This is a genomic window from Cohnella caldifontis (genome assembly GCF_029360585.1).
GTDB lineage: Bacteria > Bacillota > Bacilli > Paenibacillales > Paenibacillaceae > Cohnella > Cohnella caldifontis.
The window spans coordinates 339,835-358,109 of sequence record NZ_JAQZSJ010000002.1 but is presented as its reverse complement, the minus strand read 5'-3'; the positions used below and the strand labels follow the sequence as shown (position 1 = coordinate 358,109).

General features: G+C 62.8%; 14 protein-coding genes. 12 read left to right on the top strand and 2 right to left on the bottom strand.

All coding sequences use genetic code 11. The annotated features are described in order from the left end of the window. Positions 1 to 152: 152 nt before the first annotated feature. On the top strand, positions 153 to 767 hold the full coding sequence (locus tag PTZ19_RS04655; RefSeq protein WP_276352631.1) for a hypothetical protein: 615 nt from the start codon (positions 153 to 155) through the stop codon (positions 765 to 767). On the opposite strand, the gene PTZ19_RS04650 is transcribed toward PTZ19_RS04655, so the two are convergent. Then, entirely contained in the window at positions 720 to 1,610 is an 891-nt protein-coding gene (locus PTZ19_RS04650) for a helix-turn-helix domain-containing protein (RefSeq protein ID WP_276352630.1), read from the bottom strand. The genes PTZ19_RS04655 and PTZ19_RS04650 overlap by 48 nt on opposite strands. Before the next feature lie 567 nt (positions 1,611 to 2,177). Here PTZ19_RS04650 and PTZ19_RS04645 point away from each other — a divergent pair. The 9 genes from PTZ19_RS04645 to PTZ19_RS04605 all read left to right on the top strand — a co-directional run bounded on the left by PTZ19_RS04645 (position 2,178) and on the right by PTZ19_RS04605 (position 12,736). After that, positions 2,178 to 4,688 (top strand): family 78 glycoside hydrolase catalytic domain, encoded by a 2,511-nt coding sequence (locus PTZ19_RS04645; RefSeq protein ID WP_276352629.1) that lies wholly within the window; start codon positions 2,178 to 2,180, stop codon positions 4,686 to 4,688. Positions 4,689 to 4,738: 50 nt separating this feature from the next. After that, complete coding sequence (locus PTZ19_RS04640; RefSeq protein ID WP_276352628.1) at positions 4,739 to 5,470, top strand: phospholipase D-like domain-containing protein; 732 nt, start codon at positions 4,739 to 4,741, stop codon at positions 5,468 to 5,470. Positions 5,471 to 5,574: 104 nt separating this feature from the next. Continuing rightward, positions 5,575 to 7,269: a DNA repair helicase XPB gene (locus PTZ19_RS04635; protein WP_276352627.1), complete on the top strand. Its 1,695-nt coding sequence runs from the start codon at positions 5,575 to 5,577 to the stop codon at positions 7,267 to 7,269. Between the two features lie 2 nt (positions 7,270 to 7,271). Beyond that, positions 7,272 to 9,242 carry a helicase-associated domain-containing protein gene (locus PTZ19_RS04630; RefSeq protein WP_276352929.1) on the top strand — a complete coding sequence of 657 codons (1,971 nt, stop codon included), beginning with the start codon at positions 7,272 to 7,274 and terminating at the stop codon, positions 9,240 to 9,242. Between the two features lie 67 nt (positions 9,243 to 9,309). Continuing rightward, entirely contained in the window at positions 9,310 to 9,801 is a 492-nt protein-coding gene (locus PTZ19_RS04625) for a YlbF/YmcA family competence regulator (protein ID WP_276352626.1), read from the top strand. A 66-nt stretch (positions 9,802 to 9,867) separates the two neighbouring features. Continuing rightward, positions 9,868 to 10,131 (top strand): YlbG family protein, encoded by a 264-nt coding sequence (locus PTZ19_RS04620; protein ID WP_276352624.1) that lies wholly within the window; start codon positions 9,868 to 9,870, stop codon positions 10,129 to 10,131. A 321-nt stretch (positions 10,132 to 10,452) separates the two neighbouring features. After that, entirely contained in the window at positions 10,453 to 10,890 is a 438-nt protein-coding gene (locus PTZ19_RS04615; RefSeq protein ID WP_276352623.1) for a hypothetical protein, read from the top strand. A 108-nt stretch (positions 10,891 to 10,998) separates the two neighbouring features. Continuing rightward, entirely contained in the window at positions 10,999 to 11,907 is a 909-nt protein-coding gene (locus PTZ19_RS04610) for a LysR family transcriptional regulator (RefSeq protein WP_276352621.1), read from the top strand. Next, a complete protein-coding gene (locus PTZ19_RS04605; protein WP_276352619.1) occupies positions 11,894 to 12,736 on the top strand; it encodes a PHP domain-containing protein in 843 nt (280 codons plus the stop codon). Before PTZ19_RS04610 ends, PTZ19_RS04605 begins: the two co-directional genes overlap by 14 nt. Positions 12,737 to 12,995: 259 nt before the next feature. On the opposite strand, the gene PTZ19_RS04600 is transcribed toward PTZ19_RS04605, so the two are convergent. Beyond that, positions 12,996 to 14,738 (bottom strand): Rqc2 family fibronectin-binding protein, encoded by a 1,743-nt coding sequence (locus PTZ19_RS04600; protein ID WP_276352618.1) that lies wholly within the window; start codon positions 14,736 to 14,738, stop codon positions 12,996 to 12,998. Between the two features lie 176 nt (positions 14,739 to 14,914). Between PTZ19_RS04600 and PTZ19_RS04595 the strand changes: the two genes are divergently transcribed. Both PTZ19_RS04595 and PTZ19_RS04590 read left to right on the top strand, forming a co-directional pair. Beyond that, positions 14,915 to 17,734, top strand: a complete 2,820-nt coding sequence (locus PTZ19_RS04595; protein ID WP_276352616.1) for a calcium-translocating P-type ATPase, SERCA-type — start codon at positions 14,915 to 14,917, stop codon at positions 17,732 to 17,734. 103 nt (positions 17,735 to 17,837) lie between these two features. Then, positions 17,838 to 18,263, top strand: a complete 426-nt coding sequence (locus PTZ19_RS04590) for a VOC family protein (RefSeq protein ID WP_276352615.1) — start codon at positions 17,838 to 17,840, stop codon at positions 18,261 to 18,263. The last annotated feature ends 12 nt before the right edge of the window (positions 18,264 to 18,275 follow it).

The following is an 18,275-nucleotide window of genomic DNA, read 5'->3' as shown; positions in this document are numbered from 1 at the left end:
GGTAAAGGAGATCCCTTGCGAGACGGCAAGGGATTTTTTTAATTCAATCTTCCTTTCGATTTGACAGCGGGTTAACAATGGTCTGATAGGGTAGGGTGAGAATCGTTCGAGCCGTTTTCGCTCGGCGGACAGCGCGAAGGAGGAACTCAATCGTGTCGGCGCTCGTTCGTTTGCCCTATGCGCGCATGCTCCTTTTGGCGGCAGCGGTGTTCCTTAGTCCGGTTCCGCAGCCGATTGCTTCCCATGGCTTCAGCCAGGGCCATACCACGCTGGAATTGTCTCCGTCGCAGACGGTGCTGACGTACGAACTGGACGAGAATTCCGTCAGCGAGTTGACCGGCGGCGACGCCAATCGCGACGGCGTGATGGACCAACGGGAATTCGAAGCGGTGAGAATCCGCCTGGAATCGATGCTGAACGAGAATATCGTTCTGGAAATCGACGGAAAACCGGAAACCTGGACGCATGTGGAAAGCTTCGTGCTGGAGCCGCAAGGAGATACGGCGAAAGCGGTGTGGAGAGTCGTTTATCCCGGCGTGTCCGCATCGGAATCCGTATCGCTTACGGATCGGTTCTTCGAAGACGGGAAATCGGGTTATTCGAACCGGATAACGGTTCAATACGGGGGACGTTTGAGCGAAGCCGTGCTGACGGGCGCTGCCCGCAGCTGGTCGTCGGTACCGGCGAATGAAGCGGACCCGAATTCAGACGGAGTGCCGCTATTCCGGCCGAATTTTGGCTTGGCGGCGGTATTCGCCGGGGGTTAACCCGGTCTTGAGCTTGAACAGGCGATTGAAAAACTTCATGTCCTGATAGCCGACGGCCGATGCGACCGTGGCCACCGGCATCGCGGATTCGGCCAGCAGCCGGCAGCTTTCCCGGATGCGTGCGTTTTGCGCGTATTCCGTGAGAGACATGCCGGTTTCTTTGCGAACCCACCTCTGCAGCTGCCGCGCGCTGATCCCCAATTCGCCGGCGATCCGCTCGGCACGGACGGGCTCCGCGCTGCTTCGGTCGATCCGCGCAAGCCAAGCCCGTACGGCCTCCGAGGCTCCGGCGGTAGCCGGGCGGCCGTCTCTCCCGTTCCGGCTCTGGCGAAACAGGTGAACCAGAAGCTCCAGCATGCCCGCGTGCAAGAGGGCGGCGTGCCCGGCGGCGCGCCTTGCGGATTCGTCCCGCAAGCGGGCCAGAATCCGTTCCGCTTCGCAGGAAGGGTCGCGAACCGCGAACCATCGGCGGCCGTCCTCCATTTCCCGAAAGAAGGCGCCCAGCTCGTCTTCGATCGGAATGAGCCGCAGGATGGACTCCAGGGCGCCGCGGGTGAAGAGGCAGTTGTAGACGACCAAACGTTGGCCGGGAGACGCCGAGAGAGGCCGGAAGACATGGGAGACTCCGACGGGGATGTAGAACACGTCGCCTCTCGAAACCTTGAAATGTCCGCCGTCGATATAATGCTCCCCGCTGCCTTCCGCGACGGCGCAAACCTCGATGAATTCGTGCGCATGCTCTTGCAGCTCGAATGACTCGGTCGCGCGGTTGACGTGAATGGGCAGGCCGGGAGAAAAAAAGAGAGAGCCGGGTGTCAAGGCGATCGGGCGCCTGGCGGGCATCGGGGCACCTCCTGTCTGCAGGGCGATTTTCCTAGAGCGTAAGTCAAACGCGGCGTTGATGCAAGGGCATGATGTCCGATTTCCCCCTGCGAATGGTCCGAATCGCCCCTCGGGGGGCGGCGCGGTTGGAAGTACAATGGGAAAAACATCCCGCAGGGAGGAATGAAACCATGACCTTATTCGGAGACCGTAACGGGAACGCTTCTTGGATTTGGGGCGGCAACGAGGATGCCCCGCGCAACGCGTGGAGATGCTTCCGGCGGACGTTCCGCGTTCCCGGATTCCGCTCCGGCCCCGCCAGGTTGTTCATCACCGCGGACTCGCGTTATGTCCTGTACGTTAACGGAACGCGGTGCGGCAGAGGTCCCGTGCGTTCCTGGCCGGAGGAGCTCGGCTATGACGTCTATGAAATCGGACATCTGCTGAAGGAAGACGACAACACGATCGCCGTATTGGTCGTAAGCTTCGGCGTGTGCGGTTACGGAACATGGGGAGACGTTTCTCCTCGGAACGGACGAGACCTGGACGACGGCCGAACATGCGGGTTACGAGAGGCGGTCGCCCCGCATGTCCTGCCAGCTCGGGTTTTCGGAACGGGTGGACGCCGGGACGTGGGACGCCGAATGGTTCCGGGCGCCGGCTTCCGCCGAGGGCGTTTGGGAACCCGCACGGATCATCGGAAAGCCGGGGGACGGACCTTGGCGCAAGCTGGTGCCGAGCGGGATTCCGCCGCTTACCGAGGAGACGGTCTGGCCCGTCCGGGTCGAATCGTTCCAGCGGGTCCGCCCCGTCTCCCGTACCGGCTGGCTGGATATCCGGAACGCCATGGTCCAAGACAGCGTCAAGCATGCCAATCCCGTGTCCTTCGCCGGCTTCGCGGCCACGGTGATCCGCGTCGGCGAAGCCGCCGAGGCAACGATCGGTTTCGTCTCCTGGTTTCCCGCCTTCCAGGGCTTGAACTTGAACGGAACCTATATGCCGGCCGATGCGATGGAGGGAGCATCCCCCGAACGATACGCGAAGGTTCGGCTGCGGCCCGGCGCAAACTTGCTGGTGCTGGAGACGGCGGGCACCGACCACGGGGGCGGGCTTCATTTCGGCATCGACTGCGAGGTCCCGTTCGAGCTGGAATCTCCGCTGGGCGAATCGGTCGGGGATTCCCCGTTCGTCCGCATCGGCCCTTTCTCGGAGTGGGTGCATGTGGATCATGAAGCGGCCGTTCCGCCGCTGTCCCGCTACAAGGGCTTCGGAGGGCACGAAGAGCTGGATGAGGAAGCGTTTCCGGCCTTCCGTACGTATGCATCCATGAGAAGCGTCCGTTCGGCGGATGAATGGGTTTCGTTTTCCGAATGGCTGTCCCCGATGCCGTCCGCGTTCGTTTCCGACGTTTCCGTGTTCGCGGCGAGCGTTTGGAAGCGGGAGGAACTACGCTTGCCGGTGCCGCGGGAGCTTCAAACGGTCTGCATGGCCAACCGCGCGCCGGCCGTCATTCCGCTGCTGGGTGGCGGCGACGCGGAGTTCGTTTTGGATTTCGGGAAAGAATGGTCGGGTTATCTCCGATTCGAAGCCGACGCGCCGGCGGGCGCCGTTCTGGATTTTTACGGTTTCGAATACATGAAGGACGGCTGGCGGCAGGACACCTACGCCTTGGACAACACGCTCCGCTATACGTGCAAGGAAGGGCGGCAGGTTTACGAATCGCCGGTTCGGCGCGGCTTCCGCTATTTGATGGTCACCGTGCGGGGGGCGGCGCGTCCGGTCAAACTGACGGGCGTGCAAATTTCGCAAAGCAATTTCCCCGTGGCCGAAATCGGCCGCTTCCATTGCTCGGATCCGCTCTTGAACGACATCTGGGAAATCAGCAAGCATACGACCCGGCTTTGCATGGAAGACACGTTCGTCGACTGCCCCGCCTATGAACAGACGTTCTGGGTCGGCGACAGCCGCAACGAGGCGCTGGTCAACTATTACGTGTTCGGGGCGGCCGACATCGTGCGCAGGTGCCTCGAACTGGTGCCGGGCTCGAAATTTCAATCCCCGCTCTATGCCGACCAGGTTCCGAGCGGGTGGAGCAGCGTGATCCCCAACTGGACCTTTTTCTGGGTGATCGCCTGCCTGGAATACGCGGAGCATACCGGCGACCGGGACTTCGCCCGGGACATGTGGCCGAAAGTGCGGTTCGCGCTGGAGCATTACCTGCGGAATATCGACGAGCGGGGCTTGCTGTTCATCCGGGACTGGAATTTGCTGGACTGGGCCCCGATTGACCAGCCGAGGCACGGCGTCGTCACGCATCAGAACGCGGTGATGGCGGGCGCGCTCCGGACGGCGGCCAAACTCGCGGCGGCAGCGGGGGAGCCGGAAGCGGGTGCCGCGTTCTCGGAGGCGTCCGAATCGCTGGTCCGGGCGATCAACCGTCATTTGTGGTCGGCGGAACGGCAAGCCTATATCGACTGCATCCACGCCGACGGCAGACGCTCGGAGACGTACAGCGTACAGACGCAAATCATCGCGTTTTTGCATGGGGTTCCCCAAGGAAGCCGCAAGGACATCGTCGCGGACCTTCTCTTGGCGCCGCCGTCCGATTTCGTGCAGATCGGCAGCCCCTTTATGGCGTTCTTTTACTATGAAGCGCTGACCTTGCTCGGACGTCCCCAAGCCATGCTGGACGACATGAGGAAAAATTACGGCCAAATGATCGAGCACGGAGCGACGACCTGTTGGGAGATGTATCCGGCCTTCGAGGAAAACCGGGCGAACCCGAACTTGCTGACCCGCAGCCACTGCCATGCGTGGTCCGCTGCCCCGGCCTATTTTCTCGGCAATTCCGTGTTAGGGGTACGGCGGGCGGAGGAAGGGTGGCGCCGGGTGATCGTCTCCCCGCAGCCCGGCGATCTGCGGTGGGCCCGCGGCGCGGTTCCGCTCCCCGGCGGGGGAAGGATCGACGTCTCATGGCGGATCGGGGAGGAAGACGGGGTGCCGACATTCCGGTTGGAAGTGACGGCACCGGAAGGAATCGAAATGGAACTGTCGGCCCCGGAAGGCTATCATGCCGTGATGACTCATAGTAAAATATAGCCATCCTGGCATCTAGGGATCACTTGACGGAAGTTGCGGAGGTATTCAGCATGAATTTCATCAAAGCCGCCTTGCCGGCGGTATTGGCCCTGGCCTTGGCTTCCTGCTCGGCGGAAGCGGCGCAGAGAGGCCAGGCCGACTCGGCGAACGCGGAATGGACGTTTGACGGCAAAGAGCAACAGAAGCTGCTGATCGACGTCATCGGATCGGCCAAGTCCACGCTGGACATCGCGATTTACAGCCTGACGGAGCCGGGCATCGTGGCGGCCATCCGGGACGCCGAGAAACGCGGCGTCTCCGTTCGGATCATCACCGATCGGCAGCAGGCGGGCGGCAAAACGCAGACCGAAGCTTTGAAGCTGCTCGGCAGCGCGGGAATTCCGATCAAGATCAACAAGCACAGCGGCCTCATGCATCTGAAAATGACGATCGCCGACTCGAAGGTCGGCACGACCGGCTCCTTCAATTACTCGAAGTCGGCGATGAACGAGAACGACGAGATCCTCATGGCGGTGCGGGACGAACGGGCGGCCCGCAGCTTCGCTCAGCAGTTCGAGAGCATGTGGAATGACGCGAAGCGGTTCGAACCCGCCGATTACCGCATCGCGCAGCCCGATCCGAGCGGTCAGCCGGATGGAGCTTCGGAACAAATGGACGGCGCCCCTTTCGCCAGCTGCGCCGCTGCCCGGGCAGCCGGCAAAGCGCCGCTGCGCAAAGGGGAACCCGGATACAACGCGAAGCTGGACGGCGACGGGGACGGGGTGGCGTGCGAATCGCGGTGACAGGCGGTTAACGATCGCGGACGCGGGGAACGATGGAAAAGAGACTGCTGCAGCGGCGAGAGTTTGCCGCCGTCAAACTCGCGATGAGAGGAGGTCGCTTTTCCATGGACGAGTCCCTTCCGCTTCTGGTCCAATCGGACGGGACCCTAATCCTGGACGGACGGCACCCGCGGAACGCGGAAGCGTTGGAAGCCCTCCGCCCGATTGCCGAAATCGGCAAAAAGCCGGGGCAGCTTCATACCTATCGGATGACGAAGGTGTCGCTATGGAACGCAGCGGCGGCGGGCGAAACGGCGGATCGGGTCGTGGAGAGGCTGCGCGCTTTTTCCCGATACGGATTGCCGGCTTCCGTGGAGCGGGAAATCCGGGAAACGATGGGCAGCTACGGCCGTTTCCGCCTCGCGGGCCGGCCGGAGGGCCTTTTTTTGCTGGCGGATCACCCCGAACGGCTGCGGGCGGCTTACGCCTGGCCGGAGGCGGCGGCTTGCTTCGAGACGTCCCCGCAAAACAGCGAAACGATGGTGCGGATCCGGCCGGAGAAAAGGGGGGCGCTGAAAAGCGCCCTTGCCGCCCGAGGCTGTCCCGTAATGGACGAAGCGGGTTACCGGAGCGGCGGCGCGATGGACGTGTCCCTGCGGGAGACGTCCCGGAGCGGAAAGCCGGTTCGGCTTCGTTCGTACCAGACCGAGGCGGTGGACGCGTTCCTCGGCCCTTCGGGAGACGGGGGCGGAAGCGGCGTGGTCGTCCTTCCCTGCGGAGCGGGCAAGACGTGGGTCGGCATGTCGGCGCTCGTGCGGCTGGGCTGCGAAACCCTCATTTTAACGCCGAACTCCATCTCGGTCACGCAGTGGATCCGCGAACTGCTGGAAAACACGAGTTTGACCGAAGCCGACATCGGCGAATATTCCGGCCGAACCAAACGCGTCCGGCCCGTTACCGTCGCGACTTACCAGGTGCTGACGCGAGGGGCGGGACAGGAAGAGCTGCCGCATTGGTCGCTGTTCGAAGGGCGCGATTGGGGACTGATCATTTACGACGAAGTGCATTTGCTGCCCGCGCCCGTATTCCGCATGACCGCCGATCTGCAGGCGACGCGGCGGCTCGGACTGACGGCCACGCTGGTGCGGGAAGACGGCCGGGAGACGGAAGTGTTCGCGCTTATCGGCCCGAAGCGGTATGAAATGCCCTGGAAAACGGGGGAGCGCGAAGGGTGGATCGCGGAGGCGTCCTGCACCGAAGTGCGTGTGGGTCTGGACGAACGTACGGCGCAACGTTACCGGGAAGCCGGGGCGCGCTCCCGCCACCGGATCGCGGGCGAGAATCCCGCCAAAGCCGAAGCGGTCCGCCGCTTGCTGGACAAGCATCGGGGAACGCCGACGCTGGTGATCGGCCAATATTTGGACCAGCTCCGGAAGCTGGCCGGGGAGCTGGGGCTTCCTTTGGTGACGGGCGAAATGCCCCATGCCGAGCGGAGGGAGCTGTTCGACCGGTTCAACCGCGGGGAACTCAGGACGCTGATCGTGTCCAAAGTCGCCAATTTCGCGGTCGATTTGCCGGACGCGGCCGTCGCGATCCAGGTGTCCGGAAGCTATGGCTCCAGGCAGGAGGAAGCGCAGCGGCTGGGTCGGATTTTGCGGCCGAAAGCTTCCGGAGCGAAGGCTTCGTTCTACACGGTCGTCAGCGAAGGAACGGAAGAAGTGGAATTCGCGCGCAACCGCGGGCGGTTTCTGGTCGAGCAAGGATACGCTTACGCCGTCGATCGAGGCGATGCTGACGGGACGGGAGGGGACGGGATTTGAACGTGCGCGATTGCGTTGCCGGCCTTCCCGAATCGGTCCGCCGGCGAATCTTGTCGGACCCCGCCGTGCGAGACCGCGTTTCGGGCGGCATGGAGCTGCCGGACGTGTTATCGTCCCCGGAATGGGCCGCCGAGTGGGCGTCCCGGGCCGACCGTCTCCGGAAGGAAGCGCTGAGGCGCATCCTGTTGGTCTACGGGGCGACCGCCTTCGAAGAAGAGAAGAGCGAGGAAGAAGCGCTTCGGGACGGCCGATGGACGGGAGCCGAATGGCGGGTGGCGCTCGCGGGCTTGCGGCTGACCGGCATCCTGTACGCCATCCGCAAAACGTGGGGAGACCGGTTGTACTTCGTTCCCGCCGACATGGCGGCGGTTTGGCAGCGGCTGCTGCTGCCGGCGTTCGCCGATCCGCTGGACGAATCCGAGGCCCGGGAAACGGCTGCCGCCGCGGCTCCTTTCCGATTGCCGTTATCGCTGGAATTGCTCTCCGCTTGGTCGGCAATCCGCCGCGCGGGGCTTCCGCTCACGTCCAAAGGGGCCGTCTCCAAACCTTCGGCTGCCCGGCTCGTTTCGGCCATGCGGTTGACGGCGGAGGAGCTGGAGCCGCTCGGACTCGCGTACCCGTACCGGGATCAACTGCCCGTCCATGCCGCTTTGGCGTTGGATTTAGGCTTGTGCACGGGCGTCCTGCGGAAGCGGGACCGCGAAATCTCCGTCTCCGCGGCGGGGGCCGAAGCCTGGATGGCCCGGTCGGCCCAGTCCGCGGATGCCGAGCTTTACCGCATGGCCATGCTGCGTTACGCGGTCCCGGATCCCGGGCGGCACCTCGCGGCGGCTGCCGTATGCGCCTGCCGGGCGTTCGAGTGGTATCGGGACCGGGACTTCTTGCGGATCGGAATCGCTCCCTCCGCCTGGGAAGTTTGGATGAATCTGCTCGTCTCTTTCGGATGGGCGGAAAGGGGGACGTTCCGGGGGGAAGCCGTTTTCCGGCTGCTCGCGGAATTGGGGGACGCTCGAACCCCGGAAGACCGGGAATCGCGGACGGAAGAAGGCTTCGCGGAACGTTTCGAACGCTTCCTGGTTCAGCCGGATGGAGAAATTTTCGTGCCGCCCGGCGTCGGCTTGGCGGAACGCTGGCAGCTCGAAGCCGTGAGCGAACGGGTAACCGCCGACCGCATGTTCGTGTACCGATTGACCGCGGCCACGGTTCGGAGGGCCTATGATTCGGGATGGCGGGAAGGGGAACTGCGCCGTTTTCTCGAGCGGGGGTCCGGCGCCGCGCTTCCCGGACCCGTCGAAGAAGCGCTTCGTGATTGGTTCCGGGCGCTCGGCAAAGTCCGCGTCGTGGACGCCATGCTCCTTCGTACGGAGGACGCCGGGACGGCGGAACGGCTGCTCCAGGATGAGGAAGCAGCCGGTTGGCTGCTTGAACGCGTCGGCGACCGCGATTTCATCGTGGACCCTGCGCACGCGAAGGAGCTCGTCGCCAGGCTGGAGAAAATCGGCTTTCCCCCGGCGCCGGATCGCGCGGAAGGAAGCGAACCCGGAGCGGGAGGAGAAACGGAAGCCGATGCCGGAACGTCCGATCCCGGCTGGATCTATACCGGCAGCGTGCCGTCCCTCTATCGGCAGGACGGGACGCTCGAGACGGCCGGCCGATTGTTTCCCGGCTTATCCGACGTTCCGCCCGGTTGGCTGCGCCAGACCGGCTCCTATCATTCGACGACGAGGCGGGAGCTCGTCCGGAGGGCGCTCGATTGGCGGGCGGCGCTGCAGGTCGGCGAGGACGGCGGGCGCCTGTTCGTGCCGGACGCCCTGGAAACTTCCGGAGACGGCTGGCAAGTGCGGGGGCGCTGGGGCGGCCCGGACGGGGCGGAAGAACCGGACACGCTGCCCGCGGACCGTTGCAGCCCCCTTAGGATCGTGCTGCCGGACTTGGAACCTTTGCCGTTCGCCGACGCTCCTGCAAACGGTTGACCGTCTATCGTCTCCATATGGTATGATAGAGGCGGTATCCATCGAGATCCAGAAGAGGTGAAGCTGCATGGCCGTGTTGCCGGATCTCCTCCCAACGTCCGAATCGGTTGCGGCGGATCCTGCTCCCGCCGATTTTACGGAGCTGTTGGAAGGCGCGTACGCGCTCGGAGAAATGATCAAACGTTCCGCGCTCGCGGACGATTACGTGTATTGGAAACGGCAGGTCGAGCAAGACCCGGAAGCCGGCAGGCTCAAAGTCCAGCTCGCCAAAGCCAAAGAACGATTCGAAGAGTGCGAACGGTTCGGCCGGTTCCACCCGGATTATAACGAAGCGTTGGATCGGGTTTACGCCGTTCAGGCCGAACTGGACCGGCTGGAATCCGTCCGGCGTTATAAAATCGCGGAAAGCGGGCTGGACCAGCTGTTGTACGAAATCTCCAGCACTTTGGCGTCTGCCGTATCGGACAGCGTGAAAGTGCCGGATCCGGTACGCGGCGAGGCAAGCGGCGGCTGCGGCAGCGGCGGCGCCTGTTCCTGCGGGGGCGGGGGCTGCGGTTAAGTCCCAGCCTGCCGCGGCACCCGCACCGCAGCGATACGACACTTGGAAGTCGGAGGGAAAACGGGGATGTTTGGGGAGCGCGTCGGTTATATCGTTTGGTTCAGCGATTACAAAGCGGCGAGAGGGTTGGATAAGTACGGTTCCCTCCATTATTTGTCCCGGAAAATGCATTACGCGGTGCTGTACATGAACGCGGACAATGCCGAGGAAACCGTGCGCAATCTTCAGCGGCTGCCTTACGTGAAGAGAGTGGAACGGTCGTTCCGGGGCGAAATCAAAACCGAGTACGAGAAGAACGTCCCGGATAAAACGCGGTTTTACGGCTTATAATCCGAATCCGGACCATTCGATTTCGTCCGACGGATTTCGACAGTCTCCCTGCGGGGAGACTTTTTCGCATTCTATCGGTTGGCGCGGATGACAATCTCCGCCAAATGCCCGTAGTACAAGGATTCCCGGACAAGCCGGCAGCAGAGAACGCTGGGGCGCGCGGCATCCATTAGATGGAATAGATGGGGAGATTTTTTCGTTTTCTTGTTGAATCCTCGCGAACGCATGCGGTAAAATGGACTTAACTTCCTTAGGATTCTCGCACGAGTTTTCAGCCGAGGTCGGGCCTTAAGACCTAATGCGGAGAAGGGGAAATGCCCGGTGAAAGACAAACAGACCGAACGCTGGAACACGTATGAACCCTTCCATGTCGAGCTTGGAGACAAGCGGATCGCGGACATCATCATCACCAACCATGCCCGTCAGCGTTGGACCGACCGGGTGGAAAGCGAGAAAACGGGTTATTCCGACATTGCCCAGTTTTTGTGGCAATGCCTGAAGGAAGGACGGATCGTCTCGTATTACCGCAACGAGCAGGACGTCTATACGATCGACGACGACTTGGTGTTCGTCGCGGAGTTCGCCGATTCGGACAAGGACGTCGACTTACTCGGGAACCCTTTGCATAAAATGATCGTGGTTACGTTTTTGGGACGGATGTCGGAGACGATGGAGCTGCGGGATCTGAAAACGTACTATTCCTGGCTTCGCCATTCCCGGCGCATGACCCTGATCAAGAACAACCGCAAACGCCGCTAAACCGGCGATTCGGACAGGCCGTTCACCGCGAAATCGCATGCGGGAACGGCCTGTTCCCGCTATGGTATAATACAGCATGACAAAAGCAGACAAAAAGGCGGTATCCGCATGGCTCTGAACGTTCATCAACTGCATATTTTCTGCACCGTTGCCGAACGGGGCAGTTTTTCCTCTGCCGCCCAAGCGCTGCACATGACCCAGCCGGCCGTGACGATGCAAGTCCAAGCGTTGGAGGAGCATTTCGGCACCAAGCTGCTCAACCGCACGACCAAGAAGCTGGAGTTGACGGAAGCCGGCCATTGGCTGCTGCCGCAAGCGCGGAGAGCGGTGGATCTGATGAGGGAGACGGACGCCCGGATGGTCCGGTTCGCCCAGGACCTCAAGGGCCGGCTGCATTTCGCCGCCAGCCTAACGATCGGGGAGTACGTGCTCCCCCGGCTGCTGGGCTCGTTTTTGAAGCGTCATCCGGGACTTTCGGTCAGCATGAAAGTCATGAACACGACCGAAATCATCGAGGCGATCCAGACGCACGGGCTGGACTTCGGGTTGATCGAAGCGCCTTGCGAGACGCCGGGCATCCACGCCGAGGCGGTCATGGACGACGAGCTGTTCCTCGTCGCGCCCGCCGGGCATCCGTTTGCCGCACGGGAATCGGTCGAACTGGCCGAGGTGTTGGAACAACCGCTGATCCTGCGGGAAGTCGGATCCGGAACGAGGCAGGTCGTCGAGGAAGAGCTGGTCCGCCACGGCGCGGATGAAGGCAAGCTGCGCGTCGTCAGCGACTTCGGAAGCACGGCGGCCATCAAGTCGGCGGTAGAGGCCGGGTTGGGACTGACGGTGCTGAGCGCCTGGACGTTCAAGCACGAAGCGGCGCTCGGGGTGCTGAAGGCGGTGCGCATTCGGGACGTATCGTTCCGGCGGCAGTTTTACGCGGTGCGCCTGCCTTCCGCGCTGCTCCCGATGCCGGCCGCCGCGCTGTTCGAACAATTGAGGGGGCTGACGCATGAGCCGGGCTGACTTGCATACCCACACGACGGCCTCCGACGGCCGCCATCGCCCTGCCCATGTGGTGCGGATGGCGAAGGAAGCGGGGTTGTCCGCCGTAGCGATTACCGATCACGATACGGTCGCCGGTCTCGCGGAAGCCTTGCGGGCCGGGGAGGAGTACGGCATTCGGGTGGTGCCGGGGGTCGAAATCAGCACCTCCGCGGAAGGAAAGGACATCCACGTGCTGGGCTACGGGTTTTCGCCGGAGGATCCCCTGCTGCTGAAGAGGCTGGTGTCTCTCCGGGAGGTGCGTTCCCGCCGCAACGGGATGATCGTCGCCCGCCTGAATGAGCTCGGCGTGGAGATCACCCTGGAAGAGGTGGAGAGGGCGGCTTCCGCTTCGCCCCGGGCGGATGGCTCGATCGGCCGGCCCCATATGGCCGAGGTTCTGGTCCGCAAGGGCTACGCCAACGATATGCGCGACGCGTTCGACCGTTACCTCGCGGAGGGGGCCGCGGCGTACGTCAATCCGCCACGCATCGAACCGGCGGAAGCCGTCCGCTGGATCCACGAGGCGGGCGGAGCGGCCGTCGTCGCGCATCCCGGCCTATACGGGAACGATCGGCTCGTGCTGGAGCTGCTCGACGGCGGGGCGGATGGGCTGGAGGCGTACCATTCGGATCATGACGAAGATACGCAGCGTCATTACGAGGCGATGGCGGAGTCGAAAGGCGTGCCGGCTACCGGCGGTTCGGATTTCCACGGCACCCGGGAAGGCGTCGTGTTCCACGGACCGGTCGGCAATCGGACGGTCGACGCCGCCGTGATCGACAAGCTGCTGTCGGCCAGACGGAAATAACGGCAACGGGCCGCCCGTCTTCTTCGGAAGACGGGCGGCCCGTTTGGTTGACCGGTGTTCTAACCACCAAAAGTGCGGCTCGAGTGCAGATAAGTAAGAAAATTTTCTTAACTCCGCCGCCATGGCGGGGTTTCGGGGGGAGTTAAGTAAGCAAGTTTCTTAACTCCGCCGCCATGGCGGGTTTCGGTGGGAGTTAGGAAAGAAAGTTTCTTAACTCCGCCGCCATAGCGGGATTTCGAATCCATCCGCAAAAGCAACGTTACTTCACGCTGACGAAGAGCGATTGGACCAACGCTTCATCCGGCGTGACGTACAGCGTTTTCTGGCCTTCGTAGATGACGAAGCCGGGCTTGGCGCCGCTGGGCTTGCGCACGTTGCGGATCTTCGTGTAGTCGACGGGCACGTTGCTGGACGCCCGGGCTTTGCTGTAGTAAGCCGCCAAAGCCGCCGCTTCGCGCAGGGTGGCGTCTCCGTATGGCTCGCCGCGGATGAGCACGTGCGATCCCGGAATGTCTTTGGTGTGCAGCCATGTATCGGATGGCGATCCCAGCCGGTTCGTGAGATAGTCGTTCTGCACGTTGTTTTTGCCGACGTAGATCGGGACGCCTTCGCTGGACGTATAGCAGAGCACGGACGGCGTGTCTTTCTTTTTCTTCTTCGCTCCGCGCTTCTCCCCGTGATGGCGGATATAGCCTTGCCCCGCCAACTCCTCGCGGATTTCCTCGATATCGGCCGGACCGGCCGTCTCCAATCCTTGCAGCACGGATTCCAGATAGGCGATTTCTTCCCGCGCGGCGGCCATTTGCTCTTCGACGGCCGACTTGCTGTTCTTGAGCTTGTTGTATTTGCGGAAATAACGCTGCGCGTTCTCCGTCGGCGTCAGCATGGGGTCGAGCGCCACGGTAACCAACGGTTGGCCTTCCTCGTAATAGTCGGTGATTTCCGCGGATTCGTCCCCGCGCTGCAGGAGATGGAGCTGCGATGTCAGCAGCTCGCCGGTCCGCCTCAGCTTGTCGGCCTCCTCGGATTCCCGCAGCGTTTCCTCCAGCTTGACCAGCTTTTTCTCGTTTTTGGAAATTTCGTTGCCGAGCAGCCGGCTCAAATCCGCCGTGCGCTGACGCACGAGATCGCGGTCGGCTTTGTCCTTGTAATACGTTTCGAGGCATTCGTTCATCGTCCCGAATGCCCGGACGGTCCCATCCGCGTGCGTCAGCGCCAAGGCGGAAAACAGCGTTTTGCCGCCGGCCGTATCGACCAGATTCGGTTCATAGCGGTGCGCCGCGACATCGTCCATCACTGCGCGGAACGCGGACCAGAGCTTGTGCGGTTCTCCGCCGGCGCGGTGCGCGATTTCCTTTGCCGCAAGCGGGCTGAGTCCCGTGTAGGCGTTTACCAGCGCGGACGAGGCCGCCTTGGTATCCAGAGAGCCGCTTTCGGAAAACGCAAGGCTGACCCGATCCCGGAAAGCCGGTTCCGTTTCCCGCAGCGGGTCGCGTTTGTCCTGGGACGGGGGCGCCACATAGGCCGTACCGGGCAGGACGACGCGGTAGCTGCTGACCGCGGGGGTGACGTGGCGGATGCCGTCATGGATCTGGCCGGTCGCCGGATCCATCAAGATAAGGTTGCTGTGCCGGCCCATGATCTCGAGGACCAGGCGTTTGACGGAAAAGTCGCCCAGTTCATCCCGATGTCGGACGTCGATCCAGACGATCCGCTCCAATCCGTCCTGGCGGACGCTTTCGATGACGCCTCCCTCGCAATGTTTGCGGAGCAGCATGCAGAACATCGGCGGTTCGGACGGATTCTCCCAAGCTTGTTGCGTCCAATGGAGGCGGGGCATGGAAGGATGGGCGGACAAAAGCAAGCGGCCGTTCGCGTTCTGGCCGCGGAGATGGAGGACGATCTCGTTTTCCGTCGGTTGATAGATTTTGGCGATCCGCGCGCCCGCGCAAGCCTGAAGCTCGTGCACGAGGGCGCGGGTGACGATGCCGTCGAGTGACATTTGGCGTTCATCCTATTCCTGTTCGCGTACTGTACTTGCTATGATGCCACAGTTGCCCGTAAAGGAAAAGGGACGCGGGGATATTTCCCGGCTTGTCTGAATAGACATAGCTTGAACAGGCTGTCCGCCGATCCGATGGAGCGAAACAGCGCATTACGGGAGGAGATGAAGAGACAGTGGAAGGGAAAACATGGCACCAGTTGGACGCCGCCGGGCTTGCGGAGGCGCTCGGCACCGATCCCCGCAGCGGGCTGGCGCCGGAGGAAGCGCGCAAGCGGCTGGCGGAAGCCGGGAGGAACGAACTGCAGGAGAAGCAAGGCGAGCCGCCGCTTAAGCTGCTCCTCCATCAATTCAAAGACTTCATGGTGCTCGTGCTGGTCGGGGCCGTCGTCATCTCGGGGCTGCTGGGGGAAATGCTGGACGCCCTCACGATCATCGCGATCATTCTGATTAACGGCATTTTGGGCTTTTTCCAGGAATACCGGGCCGAGCGCTCGCTCCGCGCGCTGAAGGAGCTGTCCGCGCCCAGCGCGAAAGTGGTCCGGGGCGGATCGCTGGAAACCGTGCCCGCGAGCACGCTCGTACCGGGGGACGTCGTATGGCTGGAGAGCGGCGACCGCGTGCCCGCCGATCTGCGTTTTATCGATTGCCAGCAGCTGGCGGTGGACGAATCTGCGCTGACGGGCGAGTCGGTTCCGGTCGTGAAGGAAGCAAGCCCGATCGCGGCGGCCGATCTTGCGCTCGGAGACCGCAAAAACTGCGGCTACCTGGGCACGATGGTGACCCGGGGCACGGCCAAAGGCATCGTGACGACGACCGGCATGCGCACGGAAATGGGCAAAATCGCCGACCTGATCCAGAAGACGGAGGAAGCGGCCACTCCGCTGCAGCGCCGGCTGGAGCAGCTGGGCAAAATCCTGATCGTGATTTCGATCTTGCTCACGGTGATGGTCGTCGTAGCCGGCGTGCTGCACGGACAGGAGCTGTACGGCATGTTCCTGGCCGGCGTCAGCCTGGCGGTCGCCGCGATACCGGAAGGGCTGCCCGCGATCGTGACGATCGCGCTGGCGCTCGGCGTGCAGCGCATGATCCGCAGGCGGGCCATCGTCCGCAAGCTGCCGTCGGTGGAGACGCTCGGCTGCGCTTCCGTGATCTGCTCGGACAAAACGGGCACGCTGACCCAGAACCAAATGACCGTGACCCGCCTGTGGCTGGGCGGAAGAAGGATCGACGTCTCGGGCGAAGGCTACGAGCCTTCCGGGGTGCTCACGGAGTCGGGCAAGACGGTGGAGGCCAAAGGAGACGCCGCGCTCCGCAGGTTGTCTCAGGTGGCCGCCCTGTGCAACAACGCCGAATTGGCTCGGACCGCAAGGGAAGACGAGGCGCGCAAACGCAAGCCCGGCAAGGAAGAACCGGGCGAGGACGCGGGGGATTGGAAAGTCAAAGGAGACCCCACGGAAGGCGCGCTGCTCGTCATGGCCGCCAAAACCGGTTACGGCCGTTCCGCGCTTGAGGCGTTGTACCGGAGGGAGAAAGAATATCCTTTCGATCCCGACCGCAAACGCATGTCCGTGCTGGTATCCCACCAGGGAGGCCGGCTCTTGCTGACCAAGGGCGCTCCCGACCTGCTGATCGGGCAGTGCGAATACGTGCTCTGGGGGGACCAGGTGACGCCCTTTACCCCGACCCTTAAGCAGAAAGTGCTGCAGGCGAACGAAGCAATGGCCAAAGACGCGCTGCGCGTGCTCGGTTTCGCCTACCGGGACCTCAGAACGCATGAAACTTGCGAAACGAACGAGGAAGCGGAGCGCGGGCTGGTGTTCGTGGGGCTTGCCGGCATGATCGATCCTCCCCGCAAAGAAGTCCGCGAAGCGATCCTCAAATGCCGCCAAGCCGGCATCAAAACGGTGATGATTACCGGCGACCACGGTTTGACGGCGGAGGCGATCGCCCGGAGCATCGGCATCATGCAGCGGGACGGCCGGGTGGTCACCGGTACGGAGTTGTCGGCGATGAGCGACGAGGACTTGGACCGCATCGCGGACGACGTGAACGTCTATGCCCGCGTGTCGCCGGAGCATAAGCTGCGCATCGTGCAGGCGCTGCAACGCGCCGGACACGTCGTAGCCATGACCGGAGACGGAGTGAACGACGCGCCCGCCGTGAAGGCGGCCGACATCGGCATCGCCATGGGCATCACCGGAACCGACGTCACGAAGGAGGCTTCCGCGCTCGTCCTGGCGGACGACAATTTCGCCACGATCGTCGCCGCGGTCGAGGAAGGGCGGGGCATCTACGAAAACATCCGCAAGTTCATCCGCTACCTGCTCGCTTCCAACGTAGGGGAAATCATGACGATGTTCCTCGCCATGATGGCGGGGCTTCCGCTGCCGCTCGTTCCGATCCAGATCCTGTGGGTCAACCTGGTGACGGACGGACTGCCGGCCATGGCGCTGGGCGTCGACCAGTCGGAAAGCGACGTCATGCGCCAGAAGCCCCGCCCGGCCAAAGAGAACATTTTCGCCCGCCGGCTCGGTTGGAAAATCATCAGCCGCGGCCTTTTGATCGGTTTTTGCACGCTCGGGGCATTCGTCCTGACGCTTTGGGAAGGAAACGGGGACCCGGCTTCGCTGGTCCATGCCCAGACGGTGGCGTTCGCGACGCTCGTCATGGCGCAGCTGATCCACGTGTTCGACTGCCGCAGCTCCCGATCCATTTTCCACCGGCGGCTGCTCGAAAACAAATTCCTCGTGCTCGCCGTGCTGTCCTCGCTCGTGCTGATGCTGGCCGTCCTGTATTTGGAGCCGCTTCAGCCGGTCTTCAAAACGGTGCCGCTGGGCTTCCGCGACTGGGCGCTCGTGACGGTGGCCGCCGGCATTCCGACGTTCGTCATGGGTATCGGAAGCGTGCTTGGCACCTCCAAGCCGAAGAAGGGACGCAAAATCAGCTACGGGGCAAGCGGCGCTTCCCAACCTCCACGTCCGGTGTCGCGTTGACCTGCCGTCCGGGCCGGGCGGGCGGATTTTGATCCGGCACCTCGTTCCGGTATAATCATCCATGAAGTCAACACGTCCTGCCGGACGCAAAGGAGAATCGAGGATGGCGATCCGATTAAGCCCCTATCTGGTAACGAACGGCAACGGCCAAGAAGCCGTCAAATGGTACGAGGAAGCTTTGTCCGCCAAGGTGATTTCCCTGCAAACCTTCGGGGAGATGCCGGGCGATCCGGACCACCCGGTCCCGGAGGAAGCCAAAGACCGCGTGCTTCACGCGGCGCTTCAAGTCGGCGAAACCGTGCTGATGCTGTCCGATACGTTCCCCGGCAATCCCCATCAGGTCGGAAACCACGTGGCCATCGCCGTCGTGGTGGACGACGCGGCCCAAGCGAAAACGATTTTCGACAAGCTGGCGCAGGGCGGCAATGTGGAAATGCCGCTTCAGGAAACGTTTTGGAGCCCCGCTTTCGGGATGGTAACGGATAAATTCGGCGTGTCGTTCCAGATTTCGACGGAACGACCTGGGTAATCCGGTTTCGGC